This is a genomic window from Butyrivibrio sp. TB, from assembly GCF_900110805.1.
Classification (GTDB): domain Bacteria; phylum Bacillota; class Clostridia; order Lachnospirales; family Lachnospiraceae; genus Butyrivibrio; species Butyrivibrio fibrisolvens_C.
In genome coordinates this window covers 227,837-252,647 of sequence record NZ_FOER01000002.1, presented here as the reverse complement: position 1 = coordinate 252,647, position 24,811 = coordinate 227,837, and the positions used below count along the sequence as shown (strand labels likewise).

At 40.5% G+C, this 24,811-nt stretch carries 18 protein-coding genes and 1 pseudogene; 4 read left to right on the top strand and 15 right to left on the bottom strand.

Annotated elements, in window-relative coordinates; all coding sequences use genetic code 11:
* A pseudogene (locus tag BMX21_RS02385) lies at positions 1–185 on the top strand (ISNCY family transposase); the annotation flags it as partial.
* A 294-nt stretch (positions 186–479) separates the two neighbouring features.
* On the opposite strand, the gene BMX21_RS02380 reads toward BMX21_RS02385, so the two are convergent.
* The 3 genes from BMX21_RS02380 to BMX21_RS02370 form a co-directional block, all read right to left on the bottom strand.
* Positions 480–1,124 carry a DUF4867 family protein gene (locus BMX21_RS02380; protein WP_022753704.1) on the bottom strand — a complete coding sequence of 215 codons (645 nt, stop codon included), beginning with the start codon at positions 1,122–1,124 and terminating at the stop codon, positions 480–482.
* 13 nt (positions 1,125–1,137) lie between these two features.
* Positions 1,138–2,616: a xylulokinase gene (xylB, locus tag BMX21_RS02375; RefSeq protein WP_092040889.1), complete on the bottom strand. Its 1,479-nt coding sequence runs from the start codon at positions 2,614–2,616 to the stop codon at positions 1,138–1,140.
* An 89-nt stretch (positions 2,617–2,705) separates the two neighbouring features.
* A complete protein-coding gene (locus BMX21_RS02370; protein ID WP_027203240.1) occupies positions 2,706–4,250 on the bottom strand; it encodes a phosphohexomutase domain-containing protein in 1,545 nt (514 codons plus the stop codon).
* A gap of 167 nt (positions 4,251–4,417) precedes the next feature.
* On the opposite strand from BMX21_RS02370, the gene BMX21_RS02365 reads away from it, so the two are divergent.
* Positions 4,418–4,846 (top strand): hypothetical protein, encoded by a 429-nt coding sequence (locus BMX21_RS02365; RefSeq protein WP_092040883.1) that lies wholly within the window; start codon positions 4,418–4,420, stop codon positions 4,844–4,846.
* Between the two features lie 73 nt (positions 4,847–4,919).
* On the opposite strand, the gene mfd is transcribed toward BMX21_RS02365, so the two are convergent.
* From mfd to BMX21_RS02340, 5 genes are all read right to left on the bottom strand, one after another.
* Positions 4,920–8,477 (bottom strand): transcription-repair coupling factor, encoded by a 3,558-nt coding sequence (mfd, locus tag BMX21_RS02360; RefSeq protein ID WP_092040879.1) that lies wholly within the window; start codon positions 8,475–8,477, stop codon positions 4,920–4,922.
* A 92-nt stretch (positions 8,478–8,569) separates the two neighbouring features.
* Positions 8,570–9,142: an aminoacyl-tRNA hydrolase gene (gene pth, locus BMX21_RS02355; RefSeq protein WP_027203243.1), complete on the bottom strand. Its 573-nt coding sequence runs from the start codon at positions 9,140–9,142 to the stop codon at positions 8,570–8,572.
* A gap of 119 nt (positions 9,143–9,261) precedes the next feature.
* Complete coding sequence (locus BMX21_RS02350; RefSeq protein WP_092040875.1) at positions 9,262–10,044, bottom strand: glycosyltransferase family 2 protein; 783 nt, start codon at positions 10,042–10,044, stop codon at positions 9,262–9,264.
* A gap of 201 nt (positions 10,045–10,245) precedes the next feature.
* Positions 10,246–12,474 carry a GGDEF domain-containing phosphodiesterase gene (locus tag BMX21_RS02345; protein ID WP_092040872.1) on the bottom strand — a complete coding sequence of 743 codons (2,229 nt, stop codon included), beginning with the start codon at positions 12,472–12,474 and terminating at the stop codon, positions 10,246–10,248.
* Between the two features lie 138 nt (positions 12,475–12,612).
* Positions 12,613–13,683, bottom strand: a complete 1,071-nt coding sequence (locus BMX21_RS02340; RefSeq protein ID WP_092040869.1) for a GDSL-type esterase/lipase family protein — start codon at positions 13,681–13,683, stop codon at positions 12,613–12,615.
* A 157-nt stretch (positions 13,684–13,840) separates the two neighbouring features.
* Between BMX21_RS02340 and BMX21_RS02335 the strand changes: the two genes are divergently transcribed.
* Positions 13,841–17,221, top strand: a complete 3,381-nt coding sequence (locus BMX21_RS02335) for a glycoside hydrolase family 2 protein (RefSeq protein ID WP_092040865.1) — start codon at positions 13,841–13,843, stop codon at positions 17,219–17,221.
* A gap of 154 nt (positions 17,222–17,375) precedes the next feature.
* On the opposite strand, the gene ispE is transcribed toward BMX21_RS02335, so the two are convergent.
* Entirely contained in the window at positions 17,376–18,242 is an 867-nt protein-coding gene (ispE, locus tag BMX21_RS02330; protein ID WP_027218995.1) for a 4-(cytidine 5'-diphospho)-2-C-methyl-D-erythritol kinase, read from the bottom strand.
* Between the two features lie 354 nt (positions 18,243–18,596).
* Between ispE and BMX21_RS02325 the strand changes: the two genes are divergently transcribed.
* The gene (locus tag BMX21_RS02325; protein WP_092040862.1) at positions 18,597–19,244 is read left to right on the top strand and encodes a hypothetical protein; all 648 of its coding nucleotides are present in this window, start codon (positions 18,597–18,599) and stop codon (positions 19,242–19,244) included.
* Between the two features lie 121 nt (positions 19,245–19,365).
* Here BMX21_RS02325 and BMX21_RS02320 read toward each other — a convergent pair whose 3' ends face one another.
* The 6 genes from BMX21_RS02320 to BMX21_RS02295 form a co-directional block, all read right to left on the bottom strand.
* Positions 19,366–20,484 (bottom strand): P-loop NTPase family protein, encoded by a 1,119-nt coding sequence (locus tag BMX21_RS02320; protein WP_022753715.1) that lies wholly within the window; start codon positions 20,482–20,484, stop codon positions 19,366–19,368.
* 335 nt (positions 20,485–20,819) lie between these two features.
* On the bottom strand, positions 20,820–21,020 hold the full coding sequence (locus tag BMX21_RS02315) for an RNA ligase family protein (RefSeq protein ID WP_027203248.1): 201 nt from the start codon (positions 21,018–21,020) through the stop codon (positions 20,820–20,822).
* Positions 21,017–21,283, bottom strand: a complete 267-nt coding sequence (locus BMX21_RS02310; protein ID WP_092040859.1) for a DUF402 domain-containing protein — start codon at positions 21,281–21,283, stop codon at positions 21,017–21,019. The genes BMX21_RS02315 and BMX21_RS02310 overlap by 4 nt, the downstream gene beginning before the upstream one ends.
* A 150-nt stretch (positions 21,284–21,433) precedes the next feature.
* Positions 21,434–22,339 (bottom strand): dihydroorotate dehydrogenase, encoded by a 906-nt coding sequence (locus tag BMX21_RS02305; RefSeq protein ID WP_022753716.1) that lies wholly within the window; start codon positions 22,337–22,339, stop codon positions 21,434–21,436.
* A 148-nt stretch (positions 22,340–22,487) separates the two neighbouring features.
* Entirely contained in the window at positions 22,488–23,285 is a 798-nt protein-coding gene (locus BMX21_RS02300; RefSeq protein WP_092040855.1) for a dihydroorotate dehydrogenase electron transfer subunit, read from the bottom strand.
* 107 nt (positions 23,286–23,392) lie between these two features.
* Positions 23,393–24,727 (bottom strand): dihydroorotase, encoded by a 1,335-nt coding sequence (locus tag BMX21_RS02295; protein ID WP_092040852.1) that lies wholly within the window; start codon positions 24,725–24,727, stop codon positions 23,393–23,395.
* Between the last annotated feature and the right edge of the window lie 84 nt (positions 24,728–24,811).

Genomic DNA, 24,811 nt, shown 5'->3' with positions numbered 1-24,811 from the left:
CCGTGGAGCGCGATATCAACCATATGAAGGATAATCTTTGTTTGGCTGGACGCCGCACTCAAAATGAGAAGACTCTGCATGCTGATCTGATACTTGCAGGAATCACTCAGCTTATATCTGTAGTACTTGCTGACAAAATTCATCACCATGAATACATCAGAAGCCTCAAGCCCCTCATAGCATAGGGCTTACCAACTTAATAAGGCATCAGCCTTATTCAAGTGCGCCTAAGATAAGATTTATCAGCCCAGTTCACGTCTTTGCCCTCAACAAAAGCGTTCCAGAATGCTTTTGTTAAGGTTACATCTAAACTTTTAATGAGTTTCGCAAATACCTACTATACTTTCATTATATCGTTATTCCCACTTAGCCTCCATACAAAAATAAGTCATTAATTTAAGAAGGCCTTCGGAAAACCGAAGGCCTTAATGTCTTATTGAACTTATATAGAGTATATTTGCGCAAGTTTTTTTATATTTTTAGTCAATAAGATCTTTGATATCAACGTTCTCGCCGTCGATACCAGCAAATGCTCCGTCCTTAACTTCTCCAGCTTCAGGATGAGCGATAAGCCACTTGTTGCGGGCAAAAAGGAGTCTGTCTTCAGGGCATCCTGCCTTAGGTATAGCATTTCCAACATTGGTCATCTGAGGAAGAGCTACAAGAACCTTAAAGCCCTTGTCCTTGTGTGCCTGGCAAGGTGCATAGTGAAGTGTTGTTGCATATACTTCTACAAGTACTCCTGCAGGAACCTTGAATGCCATAGTCTTTGCAGAATCGATGTGGAAGTTCTCATCGATATCAGACTCTGTAGCTACAAGGAGGATGAAATCCTCTGTTCCAAGGTTAAACTCACTGCTTCTGTGATATTCGAAGCAGTTAAGCTTTGTATTGTGACCATTGCACCAGCCAAACTGAGCAGGCATACCGCCAAAAAGTGTATCAGCAAGTACCTTGGCCTGAGGAAGAGACTGAAGCTCGGGCTCTTCTGCTACATAGTCAGGAGCATTCTCAGGACATGGAGTCTTCTCTGTAAGAGTTTTGAGGATCTGATCTACCTCTACTCCGTTTACGATTCTGCCGTATTTTGCAAATTCTTTGTCTGTTACGCTGTAAATCTTCATACAATACCTCCAATCATCCCTTCATCTCTGTGAAAAGGCCCTTAAGTGCCGGATAAAGCTTTCTATATGTCTGATATCTCTCTTCGTAAAGAGCTGCAAGCTCTGGTTCAGGCTTTGTAGAACCTGTAACCTTGATAAGCTTCTTAACAGCTTCATCTACGCTTGCGTACTCGCCGCATCCTACTGCTGCAAGGATAGCTCCGCCGTATCCCGGTCCCTGCTCTGTTTCAGGAATTGTGAGTTCTATGTTCATAACGTTAGCAAAGATTTTTCTCCAAAGAGGGCTCTTTGCTCCGCCGCCGCAGATCATACTCTTTTCAACCTTGATGCCCATAGCCTTAGCAGCTTCAAGAGAATCTCTCATACCAAATGCAACGCCTTCAAGAACTGCCTGTGTCATATCAGCACGGCTGGAATCCATAGTCATACCAAGGAAGCAGCTTCTTGCATATGGATCATTGTGAGGAGCACGCTCACCCATAAGATATGGAAGATAATATACATGGTTGTGACCAAGCTTATCATCAGAGATAGGAGCCTGCTCGCCTGCAAAATCCTGTGTCTTAAGGATTTCTTCCATCCACCACTTGTTGCAGGAAGCAGCTGAGAGCATACATCCCATAAGGTGGAACTTACCATCTGCATGGTCAAATGCATGGAGTGAGTTACCGTCATCTACGCTGAACTTATCTGATGAGATGAAGATAGTTCCTGATGTACCAAGAGATATGTTACAAGCACCTGCTCCAACAGTAGCTGTTCCGATAGCAGCTGCTGCATTATCACCTGCACCTGCGCATACCTTAACATTCTCAGAAAGTCCGAGCTCGTCGGCAACGTCTTTTTTAAGAGTGCCAACTACTTCATAGCTTTCGAAGAGCTTTGGCATCTGATCTTCTGTAACGCTGCAGATATCAAGCATCTCCTTACTCCACTTCTTGTTCTTGACATCAAGAAGGAGCATACCTGAAGCATCAGAATAGTCTGTGCAGTGAACGCCTGTAAGTACATAATTGATATAGTCTTTAGGAAGCATGATCTTAGCAATTTTGTTAAAAAGCTCAGGCTCGTTGTTCTTCATCCACAGGATCTTAGGTGCTGTGAAGCCTGCAAATGCGATATTGCCTGTATACTCAGAAAGCTTATCCTTGCCGATCTCATTATTAAGATAGTCTGTCTCGCCCTGAGTTCTGCCATCATTCCAAAGAATTGCTGGTCTAAGTACGTTATCATCCTTATCAAGAACTACAAGTCCGTGCATCTGTCCGCCTGCACCGATACCTGCAACCTGACTCTTGTCAGCATCCTTAACAAGTTCCTTGATGCCTTCTTTTACAGCACTTACCCAGTCCTGAGGTCTCTGCTCAGACCAGCCCGGATGCGGGAAGAGAAGTTCATACTCTTTTGAAACTATGTTCTTAATGTCTCCCTTTTCGTCCATCAGCAGAAGCTTAACTGCAGATGTACCTAAATCAACTCCAATGTAAAGCATTTTTCCCTCCAAAAATTGAATAATGCCGGATCAGGAATACGTTTTAGGACATTCTTAATCATTGCCTAAAAAATCTGACCCTTTCGTTTTTATTTGCCAATAAAAGCATCAAGAGGTGACTGATCAAGTGTATCTTCACCTGCCAATATCTCTTTTAGCTTAGTTGCCATAATAAGGTTTCCGCCCTTTGTGTTACTTTCGATATTAAGGGGCATGATAGGCTCATGAAGTGACTTTCTAAGAAGAAGCCATCCATCGCCGTGGTCCTTATCAGTATTAACTCTGACGCCTTCGTAGTTACTTTCAGGAAGTGACCAGCCTTCTACCTTGCCTGCAGCTTCTTCCAGCATTTTAAGAATACGGTCACCATTGGACTGAAGGTCGCCTCCTTCGATCTTGTCTGCATATACAGGGAATCTTATTTCATCACTTTCGCAAGGCTCTGAAAGATCTTTGATCATCTCTTCAAGCTTTTTGCCCTTACCCATCTCGATAAGGAGCTTGACCATAAGATATGCACCGTCATCAAGGAAGTAGTTTTCTTTAAAAGCGCCATGTCCGCTTGTCTCTATAGCAAGCTGAGAATCGATCCCTTCATTGTTGAGTCTTATGGATTCATCTATAACATTGCGGTAGCCACGCTTAAATCTCTTGTGCTTGCCACCATGTGCTTCGATGAAGTCATGAAGACCGTCTGAAGTAACAGAGTCTGTAACGATCGTTGTTCCTGGATGCTCTGAAAGAGCGATCATAGAAAGGACTGCTATAAGATCGTTTCTTGTAAGAGTCTTGCCGCTTGGAAGTACAGCACCTGCTCTGTCTACATCTGTATCGAATATGATTCCAAGATCTGCCTTTGAATCAAGAGTTGCCTTCTTGATAGACTCTGCTGCCTCTTTGTTCTCAGGATTTGGAATGTGGTTAGGGAATCTTCCGTCAGGTGTAAGGAACTGGCTTCCCGACGTATCTGCTCCAAGAGGCTCTAAAACCTTGGTAACATAGAATCCGCCTGCGCCATTACCTGCATCTACTATGATATGAAGTCCTTCAAGAGGCTTATCGCCCTTACCTACGCCGTCTCTGATCTTCTTCTGAAGATAGGATGCGTATGTATCCATAAAGTTTATGCTCTTAATATCTGCACTACTTGTATCTACGGACTTTTCGGGATTTTCCGCAAGGATCTTATCAGCAAGCTCTGTAAGCTCCTTGATATCGCCCTTTTCAAGTCCCCCTTCTTTAGTGAAGAACTTAAGACCATTCCTGTAATAAGGAAGGTGACTTGCAGTTATCATGATACTTCCATCAAAAGTAGCTGCATCATCTTCATCGGAAGCAAGAACCGTTGACATGAACATAGCAGGTGTAGAAGCAATACCAAAATCACATACCTCGTGACCTTGTGCGATAATTCCTGCTGCAGCTGCCTTTAAAAGAGCCTCTCCGGTAAGTCTTGAATCTCTTCCAAGAGCAATTTTTACTTTCTTATTATCGTTCCTTTTAGAAAGCCACTTGGCAAAAGCTCCGGCAAGGTCTTTAGAAGCCTTGTTGGTAAGATTGACAGAAGCACCGGTTTCGTTGTCCATAGCAATACCACGGATATCGCTACCATTTTGAAGATTAGAATAGCTCATTTGTTAGATTTCCTCCCACATGATCGATTCTGCTTTTACATTTTATTATTCAAAAGCAGTAATTGCTATTTAATTATTGCTTACATCCTCTCAAAAAACAATAAACTTTTCATAACCAACTGCCGATTTAAAATATAGAGCGTTTTTATTTTGTTAGGAGGTTAGGCATGGGTCAGACAATAACTCTTTACAGAGTATCTCTGGATGGTCAGATGGACATTATCGCCTTTTTAGGTGAGCAGGATGCTCAGACTTATTCTACTATCCTGTTTTCAGGATATGATCAGTACATGATACTTGAATCGGAAACAGATATTGAAGATATTAAAGGAGAATACACATATACCATATGTAATGATCTGGGAGAGATTCCCTTTGATATTGTCTTCATACGTGACAAGAAGATAAGAAATGTATTCGTACTTACACTTATGTTTGCAATGGCAGGACTTTCAATTGAAACCTACGATCTTACAGCTTCAAGAAATCTTCTGACGCGGCTGAGCACAGATCTTGATAATCTCGGAACAGATGATATACCACTATCGTATATACAGAAGCAGGCAACAAAGCTACGGTCTGTAGCTATGGCGTAGAACAATCTGACTGTACCCACGGGCTTGCCCGTGGGTACAGTCAGTTGTAGAGCTATTAATTCATCTCCTATATTCAAATATTTAAAAGTGAATGCTCCATATCCGTCAGGAGCTTTTCTGTATCGCATAGCAGATTTTGCTCTGCTTTTTTCTGGTTTTCATCTTTTTTATATGTATAGATGAACATAACCTTACCTTTAGACTTAAATGATAGCTTCCCTTTGTAATGTTTTAATAAAAGTGGTATATTCTCACTCTTTATCTTAGCTTCTCTAAGTATCTCAAAGGTTATCTCACCACTTCCGCCTTTAACTTCGCGCATATAAAGGCTGTGAGCCTTGACTCTCATAAGAGCAACTCTAAGAAGGTTATCTACGCTGTCCGGAACTTCTCCAAATCTGTCACGAAGCTCATCTCTCATATCATCAGCTTCGCCAAGGTTTTCGATACTAGCGATCCTCTTATATATCTCAAGTTTCTGCTCTTCATTAAGGATATACTTAGTAGGAATATAAGCATCTACGTCAAGGTCTATAGATGTATCAAAGTCTTCAGGATATGCTGACTCAAGGCCCTTTTTCTTGCGAACGGCTTCATTGAGCATCTTACAGTACATATCATAGCCTACTGCCATCATATGTCCGGACTGCTTCCTTCCAAGAAGTGAACCTGCCCCTCTTATTTCAAGATCACGCATAGCGATCTTAAATCCCGAACCAAGGTCTGTGAATTCTCTTATGGCAGAGAGTCTTTTTTCTGCAACTTCCTTGAGCATCTTGTTCTTTTTGTACATAAGGAAGGCATAGGCATTCCTGTTGGATCTTCCTACACGGCCTCTTAACTGATAGAGCTGTGACAGACCCATTTTATCAGCATCAGAGATGATCATGGTATTAACATTGGATATATCAAGTCCTGTTTCTATGATAGTAGTAGATACCAGTACATCTATATCTCCGTCTATGAAGTCGTACATGATCTTCTCAAGTTCCTGCTCAGACATCTGACCGTGGGCAAAAGCTACGCTTGCTTCCGGTACCAGTTTTTGTATCCTTGCTGCTACATCCGCTATATCATTGACTCTGTTATAAACATAGTATACCTGGCCTTGTCTTGAAAGCTCTCTTACGATAGCTTCTCTTACCATCTCTTCGTTATATTCACATACGAAGGTCTGTATAGGCTGACGGTCATTGGGAGCTTCTTCAAGGATGCTCATATCCCTGATACCCACAAGGCTCATGTGAAGAGTACGGGGAATAGGCGTAGCTGACAGGGTCAGTACGTCTACACTTTCTTTGATCTTCTTGATCTTCTCTTTATGAGTTACACCGAATCTCTGCTCCTCATCTACTATGAGAAGCCCAAGGTCTTTGTACTGGACATCCTTGGACAATAGTCTATGTGTTCCTATGACGATATCTACAAGGCCTTTACGAAGATCTTCTACGGTCTTCTTCTGTTCACGGGCTGTCCTGAATCTGGACAACATGTCCACTCTTACAGGGAAGTCCTTCATTCTCTCAGAAAAAGTATTATAGTGCTGCTGAGCAAGGATAGTCGTAGGCACCAGTACTGCTACCTGCTTGCTGTCCTGAACAGCCTTAAAGGCAGCTCTTATAGCGATCTCAGTCTTACCAAATCCTACGTCACCACAGATAAGTCTCTCCATGATACGAGGAGATCTCATATCTGCCTTGACCGCTTCTATAGCAGCTTCCTGATCTTCAGTCTCCTGATAAGGGAAAGCATCTTCAAATTCCTGCTGCCATACAGTATCAGGTCCAAATTCATATCCCTTGGTCTGCTGCCTCTTGGCATAGAGCTCCACAAGATCCTGAGCTACTTCATCAACTGCGCTTCTAACTTTGGCCTTGGTCCTGTTCCACTCAGGGCTTCCAAGCTTGTTGAGCTTGGGCTTATGCGTGGTATCTTCTGACGATGAGGCATACTTTTGAAGTACATCAAGACCTGTAGCCAGCACGTACAGATTACCGCCGCCAGCATACTCGACCTTGATATAATCCTTTACCACGTGATCAGTCTCTATCTTCTCGATACCTCTGTAGATACCAAGTCCGTGGCTTTCATGTACTACATAATCGCCGGGGTGAAGGTCTGCCATTGAGGATATAGTCTCTCCGGACATGCCCTTCTTTTTCTTTCTCTTTTTCTTCTTGTGCTCTGTGAAGATATCACTTTCTGATATAACAGCAAACTTAATATCAGGATATTCAAATCCCTTTAATATACGGCCATAATAGGTCATGATCTCGCCAGGCTGCAGTACACGCCCGGGATCCTCACTATATGAAGCGCTGACTTCATTGTCCCTAAGATCTTCTACGATTCTCTTAGCTCTTGTTCTTGATCCGGAGAGGATGAGGACTCTGTAGCCTCTCTTTTTATAGCTCTTTAGATCTTTGACCAGAAGATCGAAGCTGTTATTATAGGGAGCAATAGTCTGAGTATGGATCTCGAAGCTCTTTCCGGGCTCATAATGATTCTGGGATGCAGGAAGCGGGATTGATTCAAGAAGGACTCTTCTGACATTGCCCATCCTGGCTATTATCTCTTCTTCTGAAAAAAGAAGATCCATCTGCCCGGGGAGTATGTAGCCTTGCTCGGCTCTATTTATCATACTCTCCCTGAACTCATCAAATACAGCCTTGGCCTGGGCCTGCACATGAGAAGGCTCATCAATGAAGATCATAGTACTTCCGCTATTAAACAGTTCAAGGAATGTAGACGGGTTATCTACAAAGTATCTAAGGAAGCTCTCAAGACCTGACATATTGTCATATTCTAAAGCTTCTTCCTTCTTTTCTTCTATATACTTTTTAAGTCTTGCAGACTCTTCTGTCTTAAAAGCCTTCCTTAGCTGATCATATCTTGATTCGAATTCAGCTGTTATTCTATCAAAGCCTTCTTCAAGCCTGTCTCTTGTAAGGATGAGCTCAGAAGCAGGATATATCTCAATTGATTCAAGCTTTTCAAGAGATCTTTGAGACATTATGTCAAAAGATCTCATGGATTCTATATCATCACCAAAAAGCTCTATTCTGTAAGGATTCTCTTCTGTAAGGTCGAATACATCGATGATATCGCCTCTAACGGAGAACTGACCGGGGCCTTCTACCTGATATACCTTCTCATAGCCCATGTTTACTAGTTTTCTTGCTATATCCTGCTCATCTACAGGTTTTCTTTTATCAAGCGCAAGGATATTGCTTTTTATAACTTCAGCAGGGATCTGTGGACTCATAAGAGCAGCAAAGGTTGTCACTACCGTAACAGGGCGGCCTTCTATAAGACGGCGCATAGTCCTTATACGCTGGCGCGTAAGATCATTGGAATGGATATCTACCTGATAGAATATGAGATCCTTGGCAGGATATACTGTAACATTCCTGTCATAGAACTTATAATCTTCGAAGATCTCTTTGGCTCTAAGATCAGAATCTGTCACGATTATGCGGTAGCGGACCTGGCTTCCAAGTCCGTTGATCATATGGAGCTTCTCAGAATCAAGGCATCCTATGACTTCAGCGCAGGCAAATGGATTATCAAGATATTTATCAAGTTCGGTAAAAGCAGGCAGTTCCTGCAGTGGTGCCTCTATAGCACGCATATCATTCCTCTTTCTCTCTATATAAAACAACAAAAGATATACTAAATACCGTTTTTACGATGCCGACATTATCTATGATTCAAAACGTGATATCAGACAACCTTACGGTTAAATCTGGTCATAGCTATATCGCATCCTTCATCAAGGATTACAGGTATAGCTGCAATCGCGTTATCTATCGCATTTTTAAGATTAACTTCTTCTTCAGAGTTAAAATGGCTAAGTACATGATCAGCAAGATCCATGCCCTCTGGCTTACGGCCTACACCAACTCTTATTCTGGTAAAACCATCTGTCTGGCAATGTGCGATTATGGATTTAAGACCGTTGTGTCCACCAGCACTTCCCTTGGGGCGAACCCTGATATTACCTACATTCTGATCAATATCATCTGATATTACAATGAGATCATTTTCAGGTTCTACTTTATAAAAATGGCACATAGGTCCTATAGCTTCGCCGCTCCTGTTCATATAAGTAAGAGGCTTCATAAGAATGACTTTATGACCCTCTATCATACCTTTACCATATGCAGCATTAAATTTAGTCTCTGTAAGTTCGATCCCGTACTTGTCACACAAGGCATCTATTGTAGCAAAACCAACATTATGTCTGGTTCCAATATACTTCTTTTCCGGATTTCCAAGTCCTGCAATAATTACCACTTCTTCGTTACTCTCTTTCTCTTTATCTTTATCTTTTATAGTGTTAAAAATTTTAATGATATATTCAAGCATATTTTAACCTCAAGCAATAATTCTAATCTTCCCATATACCTATAAGATCACAGCCTTCTGACTGTAGCTCTGTAAGCCCATCCTACAAGATGTACAAATGACGATATCACATTAAGATGAGCTATCTTTCTATAAAGTCCCCATATACGTTTTATCGCCACAAACTTGTTGGATGAAAGGGAATTGGCCGGTCTTCTGTATATTATAAGTGGCATGTCAAGGCCTCTTGCAATAACACCCGTTTTTAATATACTCCACCAGGTTGCTGTATCTTCGCTTTCTATCAGGGGCATGTATATATGCTTTTTATCAAGGTGTCTTGTATCAAAAAGTGTCGTTGATGTAAAGATAACAGTTCTGGAAAGGGCATGCTTATAATCAAGTCTGTCAGGAACATGAACTATCTTACCTGTAGGCTTTGCATTCTCATCTCCGAATTCATAGGACATGAATACAAAAGAGGCACCTTCTTTTTCCATGAACTCAAGTTCTCTTTCAAGCTTTTCAGGCAGCCACACATCATCGGCATCAAGGAAAGCTATGTATCTTCCTGAAGCTGCGTCAAGTCCTGTATTTCTGGCAGCTGCTGCCTTCTCATTCTTGTTTTTTAATATAAGTACAAAATGCTCTTGGGAAAAGGAGCTTTCTTCAATAGCACTAGTTATCTTTTCAACGCTGTCATCTGTTGATGCATCATCAACAAGTATAAGCTCCCAGTTGGTATAGGTCTGCACCTCCACCATTTTGATAGTGCTTTCTATATAATCACTTGCATTGTGAACAGGGACTATGATGCTGACTCTTGTATCCAGCACAGATTCTTTTGTCATAAAATAAACTCCATTATAAGTATTAGTGTAAACAGGTAATTCTTCTACAAATCCAACTTTTATCCACAGCTAATGCCCCATTACCTTAGGCAATGGGGTATCTCCAAAATTTAATCTTACTCTTACGTCATCTTATTGTAATACATATCAGTCCGTAATGGTACTTTCATTTGAGCAAAGCTCACGGACTAAAGTATGAGGTCATGACAATGTATCGCCCTTATTTTCAAGGAAGCTTTGGTAGCCATTCATACGTGCAGGTGAATCGCTAGGCCTTATGCAGGCATAGACCCTTCTTTCATCATGAGTAGAAGCATCCACCATTATGAAGGTCTTCCAGATGAACTTGTCACGGTCGTTTTTATCACGGAACCTGAAGTTCTCTGATACAAATCCCATCCCGCTTGAATGTATCCTGTCCAATATAGTCTTATAATTCATGAACTGTCTGTATCTGGCACTATCCTTGGGATATACCTCTTTTTGAATGAACATCTCCATTCCGTAGTCAAGTGCCGGTCTTCCTGTTTCCACGAAGAAATTAGCGCTGTTATATACCACCTCAGCATAATTCTCATCAATATGCCACAGATCTATCCTTTCGAAGATCTTAACGATATCACGAAGGGCATAGTCTACCATCTTCTGCTCTTTGAGGTAAGGAGATCTCGATATATTCTCAAGGGTTATGATACCCATCATTCTGTCATTGCCCTCTTCAGTGTCTCTGGCAATGAATTTGGCTCTGATAACAAACAGTTCTCCGCATAATATAAAATCCTGTGCAACAACATCATTATCATGAGACAGTGAGTGGAAGAGCTCACGCATCTTATGATAGTACTGTCTTCTGTTATCATTAAGATACTTCTGGGCAAGTTCTACGCTGTCTATATCAACCTGACTGATCGTATATCGAAATGCCTCATTGGTATACATGAGCTTAAACATATCATCTTTAAGTTCTACGATAGCAACAGCTCGTGAAGTCCTCATCTTAGTTCCATCAGGTCTTACTATCTTAGAAAAAATAGACGAGTCGAGCACATTAGCATAGCTGACTTCACCATAGAACTTTCTGTCATGATCCGTTTCTGCAGTCTCAGGATTCTGGCCGAATATATGAATATATTCATCATCAGGCGGTACAGGCTTATGATACAGATATCCCTGCATCATGTCGCATCCCCACTCGCGGAGAGCATCTACATGCTCATTGGTCTCAACACCTTCTGCAAGGGTCTTCTTGCCGAGCTTTTTAGATATGTTGATAATAGCCGGAATGATAATATGGGACTTATCATCAAATGTACGAAGGAAAGTCATATCGATCTTGATAAGATCAAAATCAAACTCCTTCATAACATTCAATGAAGAGAAGCCGCTTCCAAAATCATCCATCCACACTTCATAACCTGCTTCATGGAATTTGGCTATAACTTCTTTCATGAACTCAGGTTCACGCATAAGAACAGACTCGGTTATCTCTATACGTATATACTTTGGATCCACATCATATTCAGAAGCAGCCTTCTTGATCTCAGAGAAGATATCGCACATCTCGAAATCTATCCTGCTAAGATTAACTGAAAAAGGCACCGCAGTCCCATACTGGGAATACCATCTGTTAAAAGTCCTGCATGCAGCTCTTACAATAGCAATATCAAGTTTATAGATCTGCTTGCATTCCTCCAAAATACCTATGAATTCTGCAGGATTCATAAATCCATATATAGGATCATTCCATCTTGCAAGAACTTCAAATCCAGCCAGCCTTCCTGACAATGTTCTCATTATAGGTTGAAGCCAGGCCTGAATATTGCCATTTGCTATGGCATTATCAAGTTCATTTATGATATATCTTTTTCTACGGATCTTAAATCCCAGTTCATCATCATAGAAACGAACATTCTGAGAATATACGCCTTTAATGGCGTCCATGGCATCTTTGGCTCTGTCACAGGCATTCATGACACTTTCGTGAACATCTTCAAGTCTGTATATTCCGGCATCGAACATGATCTCCCTAAAAGTGTACATCTCATGAAGTACTCTTTGAACTTCTTCGATACCTCTGAGCGCTTCATCCTCAAAGCACATAACAACGAAATGATCGGCAAGAAAATGGCCACAGGTTCTTCCATAGAAAACTTCTTTTATTATAGTTCCAAAGCTCTTTAATACTTCATCGCCTTGTTCAAATCCAAACTCTTCATTAATGCCCTTAAAATCCCTGATATCTATATATATAAATACAATAGTCCTTGAATCGTGTTCTCTGACCTCTCCAAGTATAATTTTAGAGAACCTTCTAAAAGATGAGATGCTAAGAAGACCGGTCAAAGGATCAGTCTCACTGCTTTTGTACATCTTGGTATACAAATCATAATCAAAATTGTTCCTATCTGTAACGCATTTAATATCAGGCATTATAGCTCCTTCAAGGAATTCTAAATCCGTTTAATTCATACAAATGAGGTAGATGTCAAAAGTTCCTTTTGACACCATATGGCTAAATAATTGCCATGATCAAATACAGAAATACTCTATATCTACTTATATCGGTTTTTAAATTTTTTCCTTGAGATAAGCAGATATTATTTCTGCAGATTTTGCATGACTAATGGCGCCGGGATGTTGTCTTGAACCAAATCCTTCACCTTCAGTATCCGGAAGCGCCAGATAGGATGCTTTGGCATCTTTCGTCTCATCTACATATTCATTTACAGCTTCTTCAAGATACTGTCCAAGACCATATCCTATCATCCCATATACCCAGACAAGCTGCGCATCCGGATTATCCTTTCTTAGCGTTTTGAGAAAAGATATAACGCTTTTTTTGATAACATCTATATCACTATCTCTATAGCTTCCATCATCCTTAAGTGTCTTCTTATAAACTGCAAGCGTCTCAGGATCTACATATTCCGGGCTTCTAAAAGCTCCTTCATCATTGGTTCCTAAGTTAATAACTACAGCGTCCGCTTTCCAGGAATTAAAGTCATGATCTGATACGCCCCTTTGACACCTGTCGCTTTCATATACAAGGGGAAGTGTACTATATATATTATTGTCCCAGCCGCAGGAAACTCCCCATCCGCTCTGTGATATAAGCCTGTATTCAGCATTAAGGTTATGTGCTGTCTTAACACCGTAATGATTGATGGTGCTAAAATAAGGACTTATCCAGTCCATAGCATCATGGGCTCCAATAAGACCTTCGCCGCTTGTAATACTGTCTCCGACAAATTCGATCCTGTACTTATAATCCGGTGTCTTTAATACCTCGCCGTCATATAACAGAGAATTTAATATGACAAAAGAGTCAGGATCATCAGGCATTGCCTGCGTCTCTTTTATAATTCTGATGTTGTGGCTTGTAGATGGATCAAGTCCTTTGAGCATTATGACTTTGTTTGTACCTTCCTGAACCGGCATATGCATGATCCAGGCGCCGTCCATGATAAGACTTATCCACGGCTGATATACAGAATTTCCTCCTGTTATCTCGATCCCAAGCTCTAAACCTCTAAATATAAATTCGACGCCGCTTCCTGACCAGATAAGCTCAAGCCCAGTATCTGTCACCGGAGTCCTTCCAAGTATCCTTACATTTTCCCAGTTTTCATTTGCTACCATAAGTTCCTCCCGAGTTTAAATCATGTCACTAACATAAATGGTCATTTTTGCTAAGTACAAAGGATTATTAGTAATAGTATCTTAAACATCATGATGATATTATAAATGAAGCGGGTACTGCATACAAAGACTAATTGCATTCAGGGGGAGCATTAACATGATAATATCGTTAAATGACAGCTTTAACTGCTCTTTTGAAGGAACAGATATTCCTTCATCCAATCTGTCTGTTCCGGGGACAATTCAGGCATCAAAAATAGCGCCGCATACACAAGAACGTGATACAGGTAATCTTACAGATGAGCATGAATACAGCGGCACAGTAATGCTAAGCAGGCAGATGACTATACCACAAGGATATGATTCATATATTATTAGTATAGAAAGGAGCCGTATCACCAAGCTCTATATAGACGGACAGCCTGTAGGAAGGTGCGACTCTCTTATAGCACCTCACATATATGACATCACTTCATATCTCACGAGAGAAGATACCCTCATACAGATAGAAATAGATAACAAGAACTATCCATGCCCAGGTGGGCACCTGACATCCAAAGATACTCAGACCAACTGGAGCGGTATCCTTGGAGATGTGTATATTAAGTGCACCAATAAGGCTCATATCGTATCTGCAAGCGTAAAAGCTGACTATGACAAGAAGTCAGCATATCTTACTATAAATGTAGCTAAAAACTTCCCTTCAGATAAGGTTAATATCAAAGTCCAGACTTCTTTATGTAAGCTTCTGGACAAGTATCTAAATAAGGATGCTGATCCATCTGAGTTTAAGAAGTTCAGAGATGATATAAGCATTGCCGCCAAGGGAACTGATTATGATATATTAAAAGAATATCTTGAGATAACAGAAGATATTCTTAAACCTCAGGAATTTACAGAGTCTTCCAGCACTGATTCTAAATCTTTTGACCATGCAGATACTAAGCATATAAATGCCAAATATGCATATACCAGCTATATAAAAACTGATTCAGATAATAACAATGATAGTATTTCTGATAATTGCTCTGGTAATACCCATGATGGTATTTCTGATAATTGCTCAGATACTAACATATGTTCTTTTACCTATGAGCTTGACCTTACTGCTTCAGATAAGGGTGTATTTGAATGGGATACATTCACTCCTTACCTGTATGTTTTTGATATAGATCTATGCGATGAAAGCGGATCTGTCCTTGACAGCACCAAAGCTGTATGCGGACTTAGAAGTCTGAAAGCAGATGGCAATGATCTTCTATTAAACAACCGTCCTATTTTCCTAAGAGGAAGGCACTGCGGTCTTCTCTTTCCTATGACCGGCTTTGCTCCTATGAACGCATGTGGATGGCTATATGACATGATGATATCAAGAAGATGGGGAATCAATCATTACAGATTCCATTCATGTACACCGCCTGATGCTGCCTTTCTTGCTGCCGATCTTCTTGGAATCGTGATACAGAGTGAGATGGAGATATGGGGTTCCTGGCTCATGGAAGATGAAGAGGGATATGATGCTACAATGCAGCAGTACCTTACCATGGAAGGATATCGCATGATATCTTTATTTGCATCCCACCCTTCTTTTTGCATGTTTGGATGTGGCAACGAACTTTGGGGTAATCCCAAGGCTCTTGGTAAGCTCCTTGCAGGATTTAAGATGATCAATCCAGACCTTCTATATACTCAGGGCTCCAATACATTCCAGTTCTCACCCAACATCCAGCCGGAAGATGACTTCTTTGTAGGAGTACGCTTTTCCACAGACAGGCTCATACGAGGTTCCTATGCCCTGTGCGACGGGCCTTCTGGACATATCCAGACTATGCCTCCAAGAGCAGACTATACTTATGATGCCAATATAAGACCAGATCTTATCACGGAACAAAATAATATAAACAATACAGCAGGTATTTTAGAATCAGACAGTACTAAGGCAGATAGATCAAGATCTAATGACCCAGAACCTGATATTTCAGAACCTGCATCTACAACCACCATCCAGTTTGGTACTACTGTCAAGGAAGTTGCTCTTACATCAAAGGAGGAACTGATCCCTCACATACCTGTCATCTCCCATGAAACAGGTCAGTTCGAGACCTATCCTGACTACGATGAGATAGATCACTACACAGGAGTTCTCAAAGCCTACAATATCGCCGCTCTCAAAGATAATGCCATTAGGATGGGGCTTTTTTCAAATGCCGGGAAGTTTTTCAAAAATTCCGGAGCACTTGCCATGCAATGCTATAAGCATGAGATGGAGGATGCACTTGCATCCAGATACCTTGCAGGAACCCAGCTTCTGGATCTTCAGGACTATGCGGGACAGGGAACAGCCCTTATAGGAATCCTTAATTCTCTTATGGAAAATAAAGGCCTTATATCCCCTGAAAAGTTCAGACAGTCATGGGACGATATCGTAGTGATGGCAAGGTTTAGAAGCTATATCCATACCCCCGGTGAAAGCTTCACCTTTGAGCCGATGATAGCCTATTATGACAAGACCATATATCCTGATATGATCTTTAAGGCTATGCTGATCTCCTACCCTAACGAAAGTGACTGTAATAAGAATATTGAATGTAATAAAAATGCTGACTGCAGTAAGAATACTGACTGCAATAAAAATACTGACAGTAATATAAATGCTGACTGTAATAAGACTACTGTCTATAATAGGAATGATAATACGGCATCATACAATGATATCATTATCCGTAGTAACGAGATATGCTGTGATAGTGCTATTATTAAAGTTCCCTTTATTAAATCGCAGGGAAGGATCACACTTCCTAGGATAGCCCTAAACTTCCCGGAAGGCTCTGCGCCTGAACGATTAGAACTTAGGCTGTATCTTATAGATAGTTCTGATAACATCCTTGCAGCTAATACATATACGCTTTATTCATATCCTAAGGTACCGGAAAGCATCATATCATCTGCTGCCACAGATTTTGCAGATGACCCATATGTTACAACCAGCGCCGCAGCAGCTATCAGCAAGGTACAAGAAGGTCACAATGTCCTTCTATATCTAAAGGATAGGGAGAATACCAATTCAATTGCCGGTACCTACTGCACTGACTTTTGGTGCTATCCTATGTTCAAGAGTATCTCAGAGAGCATGAATAAGCCCGTAGCTGTAGGAACACTTGGCCTGTCCATAGATGATGCAAGCCCTGCCCTTAAAACCTTTAACACACGTACCTACTCTGAACCTAACTGGTATGAGATCGTGACAGCGTCAAGATCTACTATTCTTGATGATACAAACATAGAACCTATAGTCGCTACTATAGACAATGCCAGCAGAAGTCACCGCTTAGGACTATTATACGAGATACAAATAGAAGGTACAGACGCTTATATACTCGTCTGCACCTCCGATATTCCAAGGCTTATAACTTCTAATGTTAAGGAAGCATATGCCCTTCATAAAAGCTTATTAAGTTATGTAAAGGACACTTCCAAGCATGAAAATGCCAATAAGATAACATCCGAAATCTTTAATAGATTATTTACAGCAAGCTAAGATTCTTAGCATGCTGACTCGTTCATATTTAATCAAATATGAATGAGTCAGTACACTTACTTTATACCAATAACACAAACTACCCACTTGGACAGACCGGCATTCGCAAAGTCTTTGCAGGTCCGTGCAAGTGGGTAGTTTAAGTTAGTAAGTATTAGTATTTGGGATTTACCGGCTTTGACATGAACAGTTCCGGACAATAGCCGCTTTCTTTTACTTTGTCATAAGCTTGTTTAAGCTTAGCTTCATCATCGAAGATTCCAAATACTGTAGGGCCGCTTCCTGTCATAATGGATCTGACTGCGCCGCCGTCTTCCATAAGTGCTTCGATCTTGCCTATAATGTCATATTTACTCTTAGTAACAGGTTCAAGTACATTGGAAAGTCGCTGGCATACGCCGCCAAGATCGCCACTTCCTATAGCATCGCACATTCCGTCTATGTCCGGATGGAATTCAATCTCTTTGCTGTCAAGCTCTGTATATACCCAACCGGTTGATACGTTAATATCCGGCTTACCTACAAGGATGTAGCAATCAGGCATATCAGGAAGAGCTGTAAGAACTTCTCCGATACCTTCAGAGAGCATGGTCCCTCCCATGATGCAATATGGAATATCTGCGCCCAGCTTTACAGCCATCTCGCACATCTCTTCCTTGGTAATAGGAAGATCAAAAAGTTCCTTCATACCATAGAAAGCTGCTGCCCCGTCTGTACTTCCGCCAGCCATTCCTGCTGCAACAGGTATTCTTTTTTCAAGGTGCACATCCACGCCTTCTTTGATATCATACTTCTCCATCAAAAGGGCACATACCTTATAGATAAGATTGTGCTCATCTGTTGGGATTGTGTCTTTATTAGCTGTAAGTCTTATTTTGCCAAGGTCATTTTTTTCAAATGTAAGGGTATCGTAAATATCAACATTCTGCATTATCATGCGGACGATGTGATATCCATCCTCTCTTCTTCCTGTAACATCAAGACCTAAATTTATCTTTGCATATGCTTTTCTTGTGATCATATTTCCTCACTTTCACTTAGTATTATCCACTTTAACTGTCTACTTGATTACTGCAGTATCCTCGAAGGCTCTACAGCGGTACATAGACCCCGTAGGACAGAATAATAATACTTCTTTCAACCTCAATTCTAACACAAATATCGCAGTTCGGCTTCCATGCCTGAATTTTTCCTAAAAAGCTATAAAGTTTTAGTCTTTTGCATCCGATAATGAGAATGTAGGAGTATAACCTTTTTGGGCAGTATTATGTTCTATACTGGAAGAGCATATGCCAAAGAGGATAGATGTATTATCTAAAATACGCACTCGTAATGCACAGGCAGGTGCAATGAGTTCGTGGAAAGGAGTCCAATTATGAGTGTAGAATCAATTAACAGTGTATCTTCTATTAACACCGGCAACTATCAAGCATCCCCCGTTGCAACTAAAAAGGATACTGCAGAGGAAGTAAAATCTTCTTCTGAAAACAGCGGCGTAGTATATGAAAAATCAGATAGTGCCAAAGTCGACAATTCCAAGAAGACCTACAAACCCAACACCGCTCTTGTTCAGCAGTTAAAGGCTGATCAGGAAGCTCAGAAGCAGAACCTCATCAACATTGTCAACAAGATGATGAGTAAGCAGACCGGAGCTTATGCTACTTCTGTTTTTGGAAGTGATTCTGATGATATCTGGAAGTTCCTTGCAAAGGGTGACTTCACAGTTGATCCTGAAACCAAGGCACAGGCTCAGGCTGATATCGCAGAAGGTGGTTATTGGAGCGTTGAAGAGACTTCCAAGAGAATCCTTGACTTTGCAACAGCTATCACCGGCGGCGATCCTTCTAAGCTTGAAAATATGCGTGATGCATTCCTTAAGGGATACAAACAGGCTGAAGAGACCTGGGGCGGCAAACTCCCCGAGATCTCCCAGAAGACCTATGATGCAGTACTAAAAGGATTTGATGAAAAAGCCAAAGAATATGGCATCGAAGACTGGAAGTCTGTATCAGAACAGGCATAACTGAATATTAATAAAGGCGTTTCGTGGTCATGCTGCGAAACGCCTTTTTTTATAGATACACCATTGTAAAAATAACAATCGTCACAATTGGAGCGAGTACAAAATCTAACCTTTATATACGTTAATCATTACACCATATTTCTATAAATCTATCAAATCTTGGAAGCCGTGCTTCAAGGTAGCCTCTTTGATTTGCAGAAAAGAAGTGCTTTTCAATAAGACGATCTCTGTACATGTTATAAGTGTCTGGATTAGACATATTTGCTTTAGTATCTTTTGCCTTTCCAGTCTTACCCTTATAAAAACTTCGTATGAATTCCTGTTCCTTGTCAGTCAGCTCAGGCCAATCGAGATTATAAGATTTAAACAGTGTTCTCTCATAATCAGGAATCAAATCTTCAAGTGTTTCTGTTTCCTTTTTATTAAAATATAATGAACCTAGCACCTGATATGCATACGCATAGCCCAATGTCATGTCGTATAATTTTTTTGCTTCTGCAGCATCCACACCAAGATATTTTTCATAGTTATTTGCAATATCAAATTTATCTAGTGGCTTCACTTCTCTCGTGTCTCCACGCCTAAAAAATGACAGACTTTTGGAAATCGCCTGATTACTTGGATTGTTCCTGCTAGTTGTAAAAAATTCTTCTATATTCTTTGAAAGTCCACTCACAACTAGATATACGCGTTTACCTCGGTTAAACATAGTCCCCAATATAGAAAGGAGTTCTACTGTATTATCCGTTCTGGAAATATCATCTATCATAACAAGGACATTGAGATTTTTCTTGTTCGCTTTAGCAATCATACTTGCCAATACAGCCTCTTTATCATAAAAGTTATTATTCTCAGCATAGGTTTTTGTTATTTCTATGCTTCCCTTACCAGATATAATTGGAATTCCGCCTTCCGCAGTTGCATTAGTTTTTACTGAAGTTTCTGTCTTTTGTTCGTTAATAAAATCTTCTTGACTAAGATATGATATAAGTGCTGTTACTCCACTGCCCTCTGCCGCTAATGGATACACAAGCCAGTTTTTATCTTTCTCAAGTGCCTGTAACACCTTACCATATTCCACAGATTTCCCGGAGCCTCTAAGTCCTGTTATTTTATATACATATTTTGACGATTCACTGCTTTTAAAATTTGTAATTATTTCATCTGCTATACCACAATCAATATATGGTTTACCTGCCACTCCTGGTGTAAGAGTAAAGGGATCAATCCTAACATTCATAACAGCTCCTCTCTTTTACTATTATTTTATAGCATTTCTTTTTACGCTTTTTATTTGTTTTTACTATTTTTTACGCTTATATATTAATATTTACGCTTTTTTACTATTTTTTACGCTTGTATATTACTATTTACGCTTTTTTACTATTTTATTCTTTTTTTTACTATTCATCAATAATATTTACGTTTTTTATTTTGTCCGAAAATATTAAAGGCATTTCGTAATTATGCTACGAAACGCCTTTTTTCTCTAAATACACTCGTATTCAAATTACCATTGTCGCAATTGGGGCGACCACAAAGTCTAATATCCCCAAAGTCAATCCTCATTCTTAATTAGATACTTATTATTGTCTTGTCATCCACTCTTGCAATAAATACAAACCACTCAGGCTTCTTCAGTTTAAGTCTATTTTTCTGAATTCCTTCGCCGCACCATTCCCCCTGTAAAACAATGCTCTGGAATCCAAGGATCTTATCACCCCCGCCATCCTTAGCAGTACTAATCAGATTTTCAGAATCATTATCAGTTCTCAAATATTCAGTTTCAAACTACATTCATTATTTTCGATCATCTTCATTGCTTCGCATAAAATATCACGACAATTATCTTCTGTCTTTTTCGGTTCTGCAAACATCTCCGAAATAATATTATCGCACTCTTTAAGTGCATCATCATACTGCACCTTCGTCAGATACTTCTGCCGATATGCTTCATCAAGTTCATCTCTATCGTCGATTCTGATATCACCTTGAGGCGTCGCAATAACATCTATATATTTATCCCAGTATACAGCCACCCCATCGTTATCAAACTCATTTTTGTCTTCATTATGTGTTCCCCCTTTAAAATAACCAAGTCACATTTTTGCCGGTAATTTATTGGATTTTCACCGACAAAAATGTGACTTTATATACAAATAATATACACTCAAACAACTACAAAGCAATCATTCATGCACAGCGCCAATGATCTCATTTATATCATCAACCTTCTGCTCCTGCATGTACTTATTAATTCCATCTACAACCTTCTCTGTAGAATACGGATCATGGAAGTTCATCATACCAACAGCAACACCTGTAGCTCCTGCCAGCATAAACTCTATTGCATCCTCACCTGTTGCGATTCCGCCCATTCCAACGATCGGGATCTTAACAGCCTGAGCGCAGCTGTACACCATACGAACAGCAACTGGCTTGATCGCAGGACCTGAAAGGCCTCCTGTTTTATTGGCAAGAACGAATTTTCTTTTGTTAATATCAATCTTCATTCCTGTGATCGTATTGATAAGTGATATTGCATCAGCACCGGCACTCTCTGCTGCCCTTGCCATCTCTGCTATATCCGTAACATTAGGAGACAGCTTCATTATAACAGGCTGCTTAGCATGCTTTTTGATCTCAGAAGTAATATGATAAAGAGCATCCGGACGAGTTCCAAATGCAATTCCGCCTTCCTTAACATTAGGGCAGGATACATTGATCTCAAGCATATCAACCTTCTGATCAGAAAGTCTGTCAACAACGTTTAAGTACTCTTCTTCAGAATGTCCGCAGACATTTACGATGATCCTTGTATCGTATTTCTGAAGGAAGGGAAGATCTCTTTCTATAAAAACATCTATTCCCGGATTCTGAAGACCTATTGCATTAAGCATTCCGCTTGCAGTCTCAGCAACTCTCGGAACAGGATTGCCAGGCCATGGCTTATCAGCGACGCCTTTAGTTACAACTGCTCCAAGCTTATTAAGATCTACAAATTCTCCGTACTCCTGGCCGGATCCAAAGGTTCCTGATGCAACCATTACCGGATTTTTGAATTCTACCCCTGCGATATTTATCTTAGTATTCACTTTATCTCCTATTTCATGCTCTGCATGACTTTTAATAACAATAGTCTTTATGATTATATGCCTATATATACCTTTACCTTACATAGGTAGTATTTAGATATTTATATCTATATACTGATATCATTATTTTTACATGAATTAATCAATATCAGATATCTACATCCTCTGCATCAAATACAGGCCCATCTGTACAGATCCTTGCGTTATTGACATGTGAATGTGCATCTACATCCCTTGTCTTTACAACGCATCCAAGGCAGGCTCCAACGCCGCATGCCATCCTCTCTTCAAGAGAAAGATATGCCTTCATGTTATGCTCTGCGGCATACTTTTTGATTCCTCTAAGCATCGGCATAGGTCCGCAGGTATAGATAACATCGCCCTCGATGTTCTGCTCATTAAGGGCATCTATTACAGTTCCGTGCGTACCAAGACTTCCATCGTCTGTAGCTATATACAGCTCAGCATATTTTCTGAATTCATCAGCAAGGAAAGTCTGATCATTCCTGTATCCCATTACTATCTTGATACCTTTAGGACGCTTATCTTCCGGAAGTCTTGTGAGCCTTTTTGCAAGCTCCAAAAGCGGAGGAACACCGATTCCGCCGCCCATAAGGATTGCAGTCTTACCTGCAGCTTCTTCCATAGGATAGCCATTGCCAAGAGGTCCCAGTACATCCACCTGATCACCCTCTGATAATTTTGAAAAAAGATCTGTTCCCTTACCCACAACTCTGTAAACGAGCCTTAATTCCTTTTTTTCCTTATCTACACCGCAGATACTGATAGGGCGAGGAAGGAGAGATGACTTATCATCTGTATAAACTCCAACGAACTGACCGGGAACTGCATCCTCTGTAATCTCTGTTTCAAGTCTTAGATCATATATCCCATCAGCAAGGATCTTCTGAGATATAACTTTTGCACTTACTTTCTTCTTTGCCATAAATAACCTCATGTCGCGAGTGAAACGAGCGACTAATGGTTCAAATTGGTGGAGCTCGCGACACCAATTTGGGTTTGAAAATGGAACATTTTCAAACTTACCTACCTTTAGACTGTTTTATATACAACCTTACCACTTGCTATAGTATACTTGATTACCCCCGGCATTGTCTCTCCAATAAATGGAGAATTTACAGCTTTTGATGCAAACTTGTCCGGAACAACCCATTTTTCATCTTTATCAAATATCATAAGATCCGCCGGTGCTCCCTCTTTTACAGCTCCTCCCGGAAGTTCGTATAGCCTTGCCGTAGCAGTGCTCATGCGATCAAGAAGCTCTCTTATCGTCAGATATCCCGGCTCCACAAGTTCTCTAAGTCCTAAGGAAAAAGCTGTCTCAAGCCCTATTATTCCACTTGGAACATCCTTAAAATCTCTGTCCTTTTCTTCCTTACTATGAGGAGCATGATCTGTTGCGATCATATCTATAGTCCCATCTTGAAGTCCCTTGATTATAGCAAGTCTGTCATCTTCTTTTCTAAGAGGAGGATTCATCTTGGCAAGGGTTCCATGCTCTTTTACTGCTTCATCTGTAAGAGTAAAGTGATGAGGAGTAGCCTCTGCATGGATATTAGCTCCATTTTTCCTTGCCTGTCTTATAAGTTCGACTGCCTCTTTAGTACTGATATGCTGTATTGTAAGCGCGCATCCTGTCTCCGCAGCAATCCTTATATCTCGTTCAACCATAGATATTTCTGCCATGCGATCAGATCCTGTAAGTCCAAGGCTTTCTGCCGCGCTTCCGGAATTTACTCCATTTTCTTTTATATATTTGGGATTTTCTTCGTGAAGACTTATCACTTTATTAAGCCTTGCTGCATTTTCACATGCAGTCTTCATAAGGCTTTCTTCGATTACAGGTTTTCCATCATCTGTAAATAGAACTGCCCCTGCCTTTATAAGCGCAGGCATATCAGTAAGCTCTCGCCCTTCCATACCCATAGTCACGTTACCGCATACGTAGGTATGGATTCCTGTTGTAGCACCTTTTTCAAGAGCATATTTAAGAGTCTCGGGATTGTCCATATGAGGGATAGTATTGCCCATCATGATGACACTTGTATATCCGCCCTTTGCTGCAGCATTGGCCCCTGTTATTATATCTTCCTTGTAAGTCTGGCCGGGATCTCTAAAGTGTACATGACCATCTATAAGACCTGCTGTGACTATAAGCCCGTCTGCATCAATAACCTGAAGACCAGAAGCTGTGTCATTACTGCCTTCTATACCACTACATTCAGTGATATCACATTCATTGATACTACTTTCATTGGTAGCATCGCTTATCTTAGATATAATGCCATCGTCGCTGATAAGGATATCAGCTTTACCTTCCCTGCCGGATTCAGGGTCTATCACATATCCGTTTTTTATTAATAGCATCGTGCTCTCCCTTATACCTTTGTATCTTTATGCTAATAATCTCTTCGTGAGAAAAGAATTGAATCCTTTACCTTTTAAAACCAA

Excerpts from the sequence above, each read along its gene's own strand:
- BMX21_RS02380 (WP_022753704.1), bottom strand. The coding sequence starts at position 1,124 with ATGAAGATTTACAGCGTAACAGACAAAGAATTTGCAAAATACGGCAGA.
- xylB (WP_092040889.1), bottom strand. The coding sequence starts at position 2,616 with ATGCTTTACATTGGAGTTGATTTAGGTACATCTGCAGTTAAGCTTCTG.
- BMX21_RS02370 (WP_027203240.1), bottom strand. The coding sequence starts at position 4,250 with ATGAGCTATTCTAATCTTCAAAATGGTAGCGATATCCGTGGTATTGCT.
- BMX21_RS02365 (WP_092040883.1), top strand. The coding sequence starts at position 4,418 with ATGGGTCAGACAATAACTCTTTACAGAGTATCTCTGGATGGTCAGATG.
- mfd (WP_092040879.1), bottom strand. The coding sequence starts at position 8,477 with ATGCGTGCTATAGAGGCACCACTGCAGGAACTGCCTGCTTTTACCGAA.
- BMX21_RS02350 (WP_092040875.1), bottom strand. The coding sequence starts at position 10,044 with ATGACAAAAGAATCTGTGCTGGATACAAGAGTCAGCATCATAGTCCCT.
- BMX21_RS02345 (WP_092040872.1), bottom strand. The coding sequence starts at position 12,474 with ATGCCTGATATTAAATGCGTTACAGATAGGAACAATTTTGATTATGAT.
- BMX21_RS02340 (WP_092040869.1), bottom strand. The coding sequence starts at position 13,683 with ATGGTAGCAAATGAAAACTGGGAAAATGTAAGGATACTTGGAAGGACT.
- BMX21_RS02335 (WP_092040865.1), top strand. The coding sequence starts at position 13,841 with ATGATAATATCGTTAAATGACAGCTTTAACTGCTCTTTTGAAGGAACA.
- ispE (WP_027218995.1), bottom strand. The coding sequence starts at position 18,242 with ATGATCACAAGAAAAGCATATGCAAAGATAAATTTAGGTCTTGATGTT.
- BMX21_RS02325 (WP_092040862.1), top strand. The coding sequence starts at position 18,597 with ATGAGTGTAGAATCAATTAACAGTGTATCTTCTATTAACACCGGCAAC.
- BMX21_RS02320 (WP_022753715.1), bottom strand. The coding sequence starts at position 20,484 with ATGAATGTTAGGATTGATCCCTTTACTCTTACACCAGGAGTGGCAGGT.
- BMX21_RS02300 (WP_092040855.1), bottom strand. The coding sequence starts at position 23,285 with ATGGCAAAGAAGAAAGTAAGTGCAAAAGTTATATCTCAGAAGATCCTT.
- BMX21_RS02295 (WP_092040852.1), bottom strand. The coding sequence starts at position 24,727 with ATGCTATTAATAAAAAACGGATATGTGATAGACCCTGAATCCGGCAGG.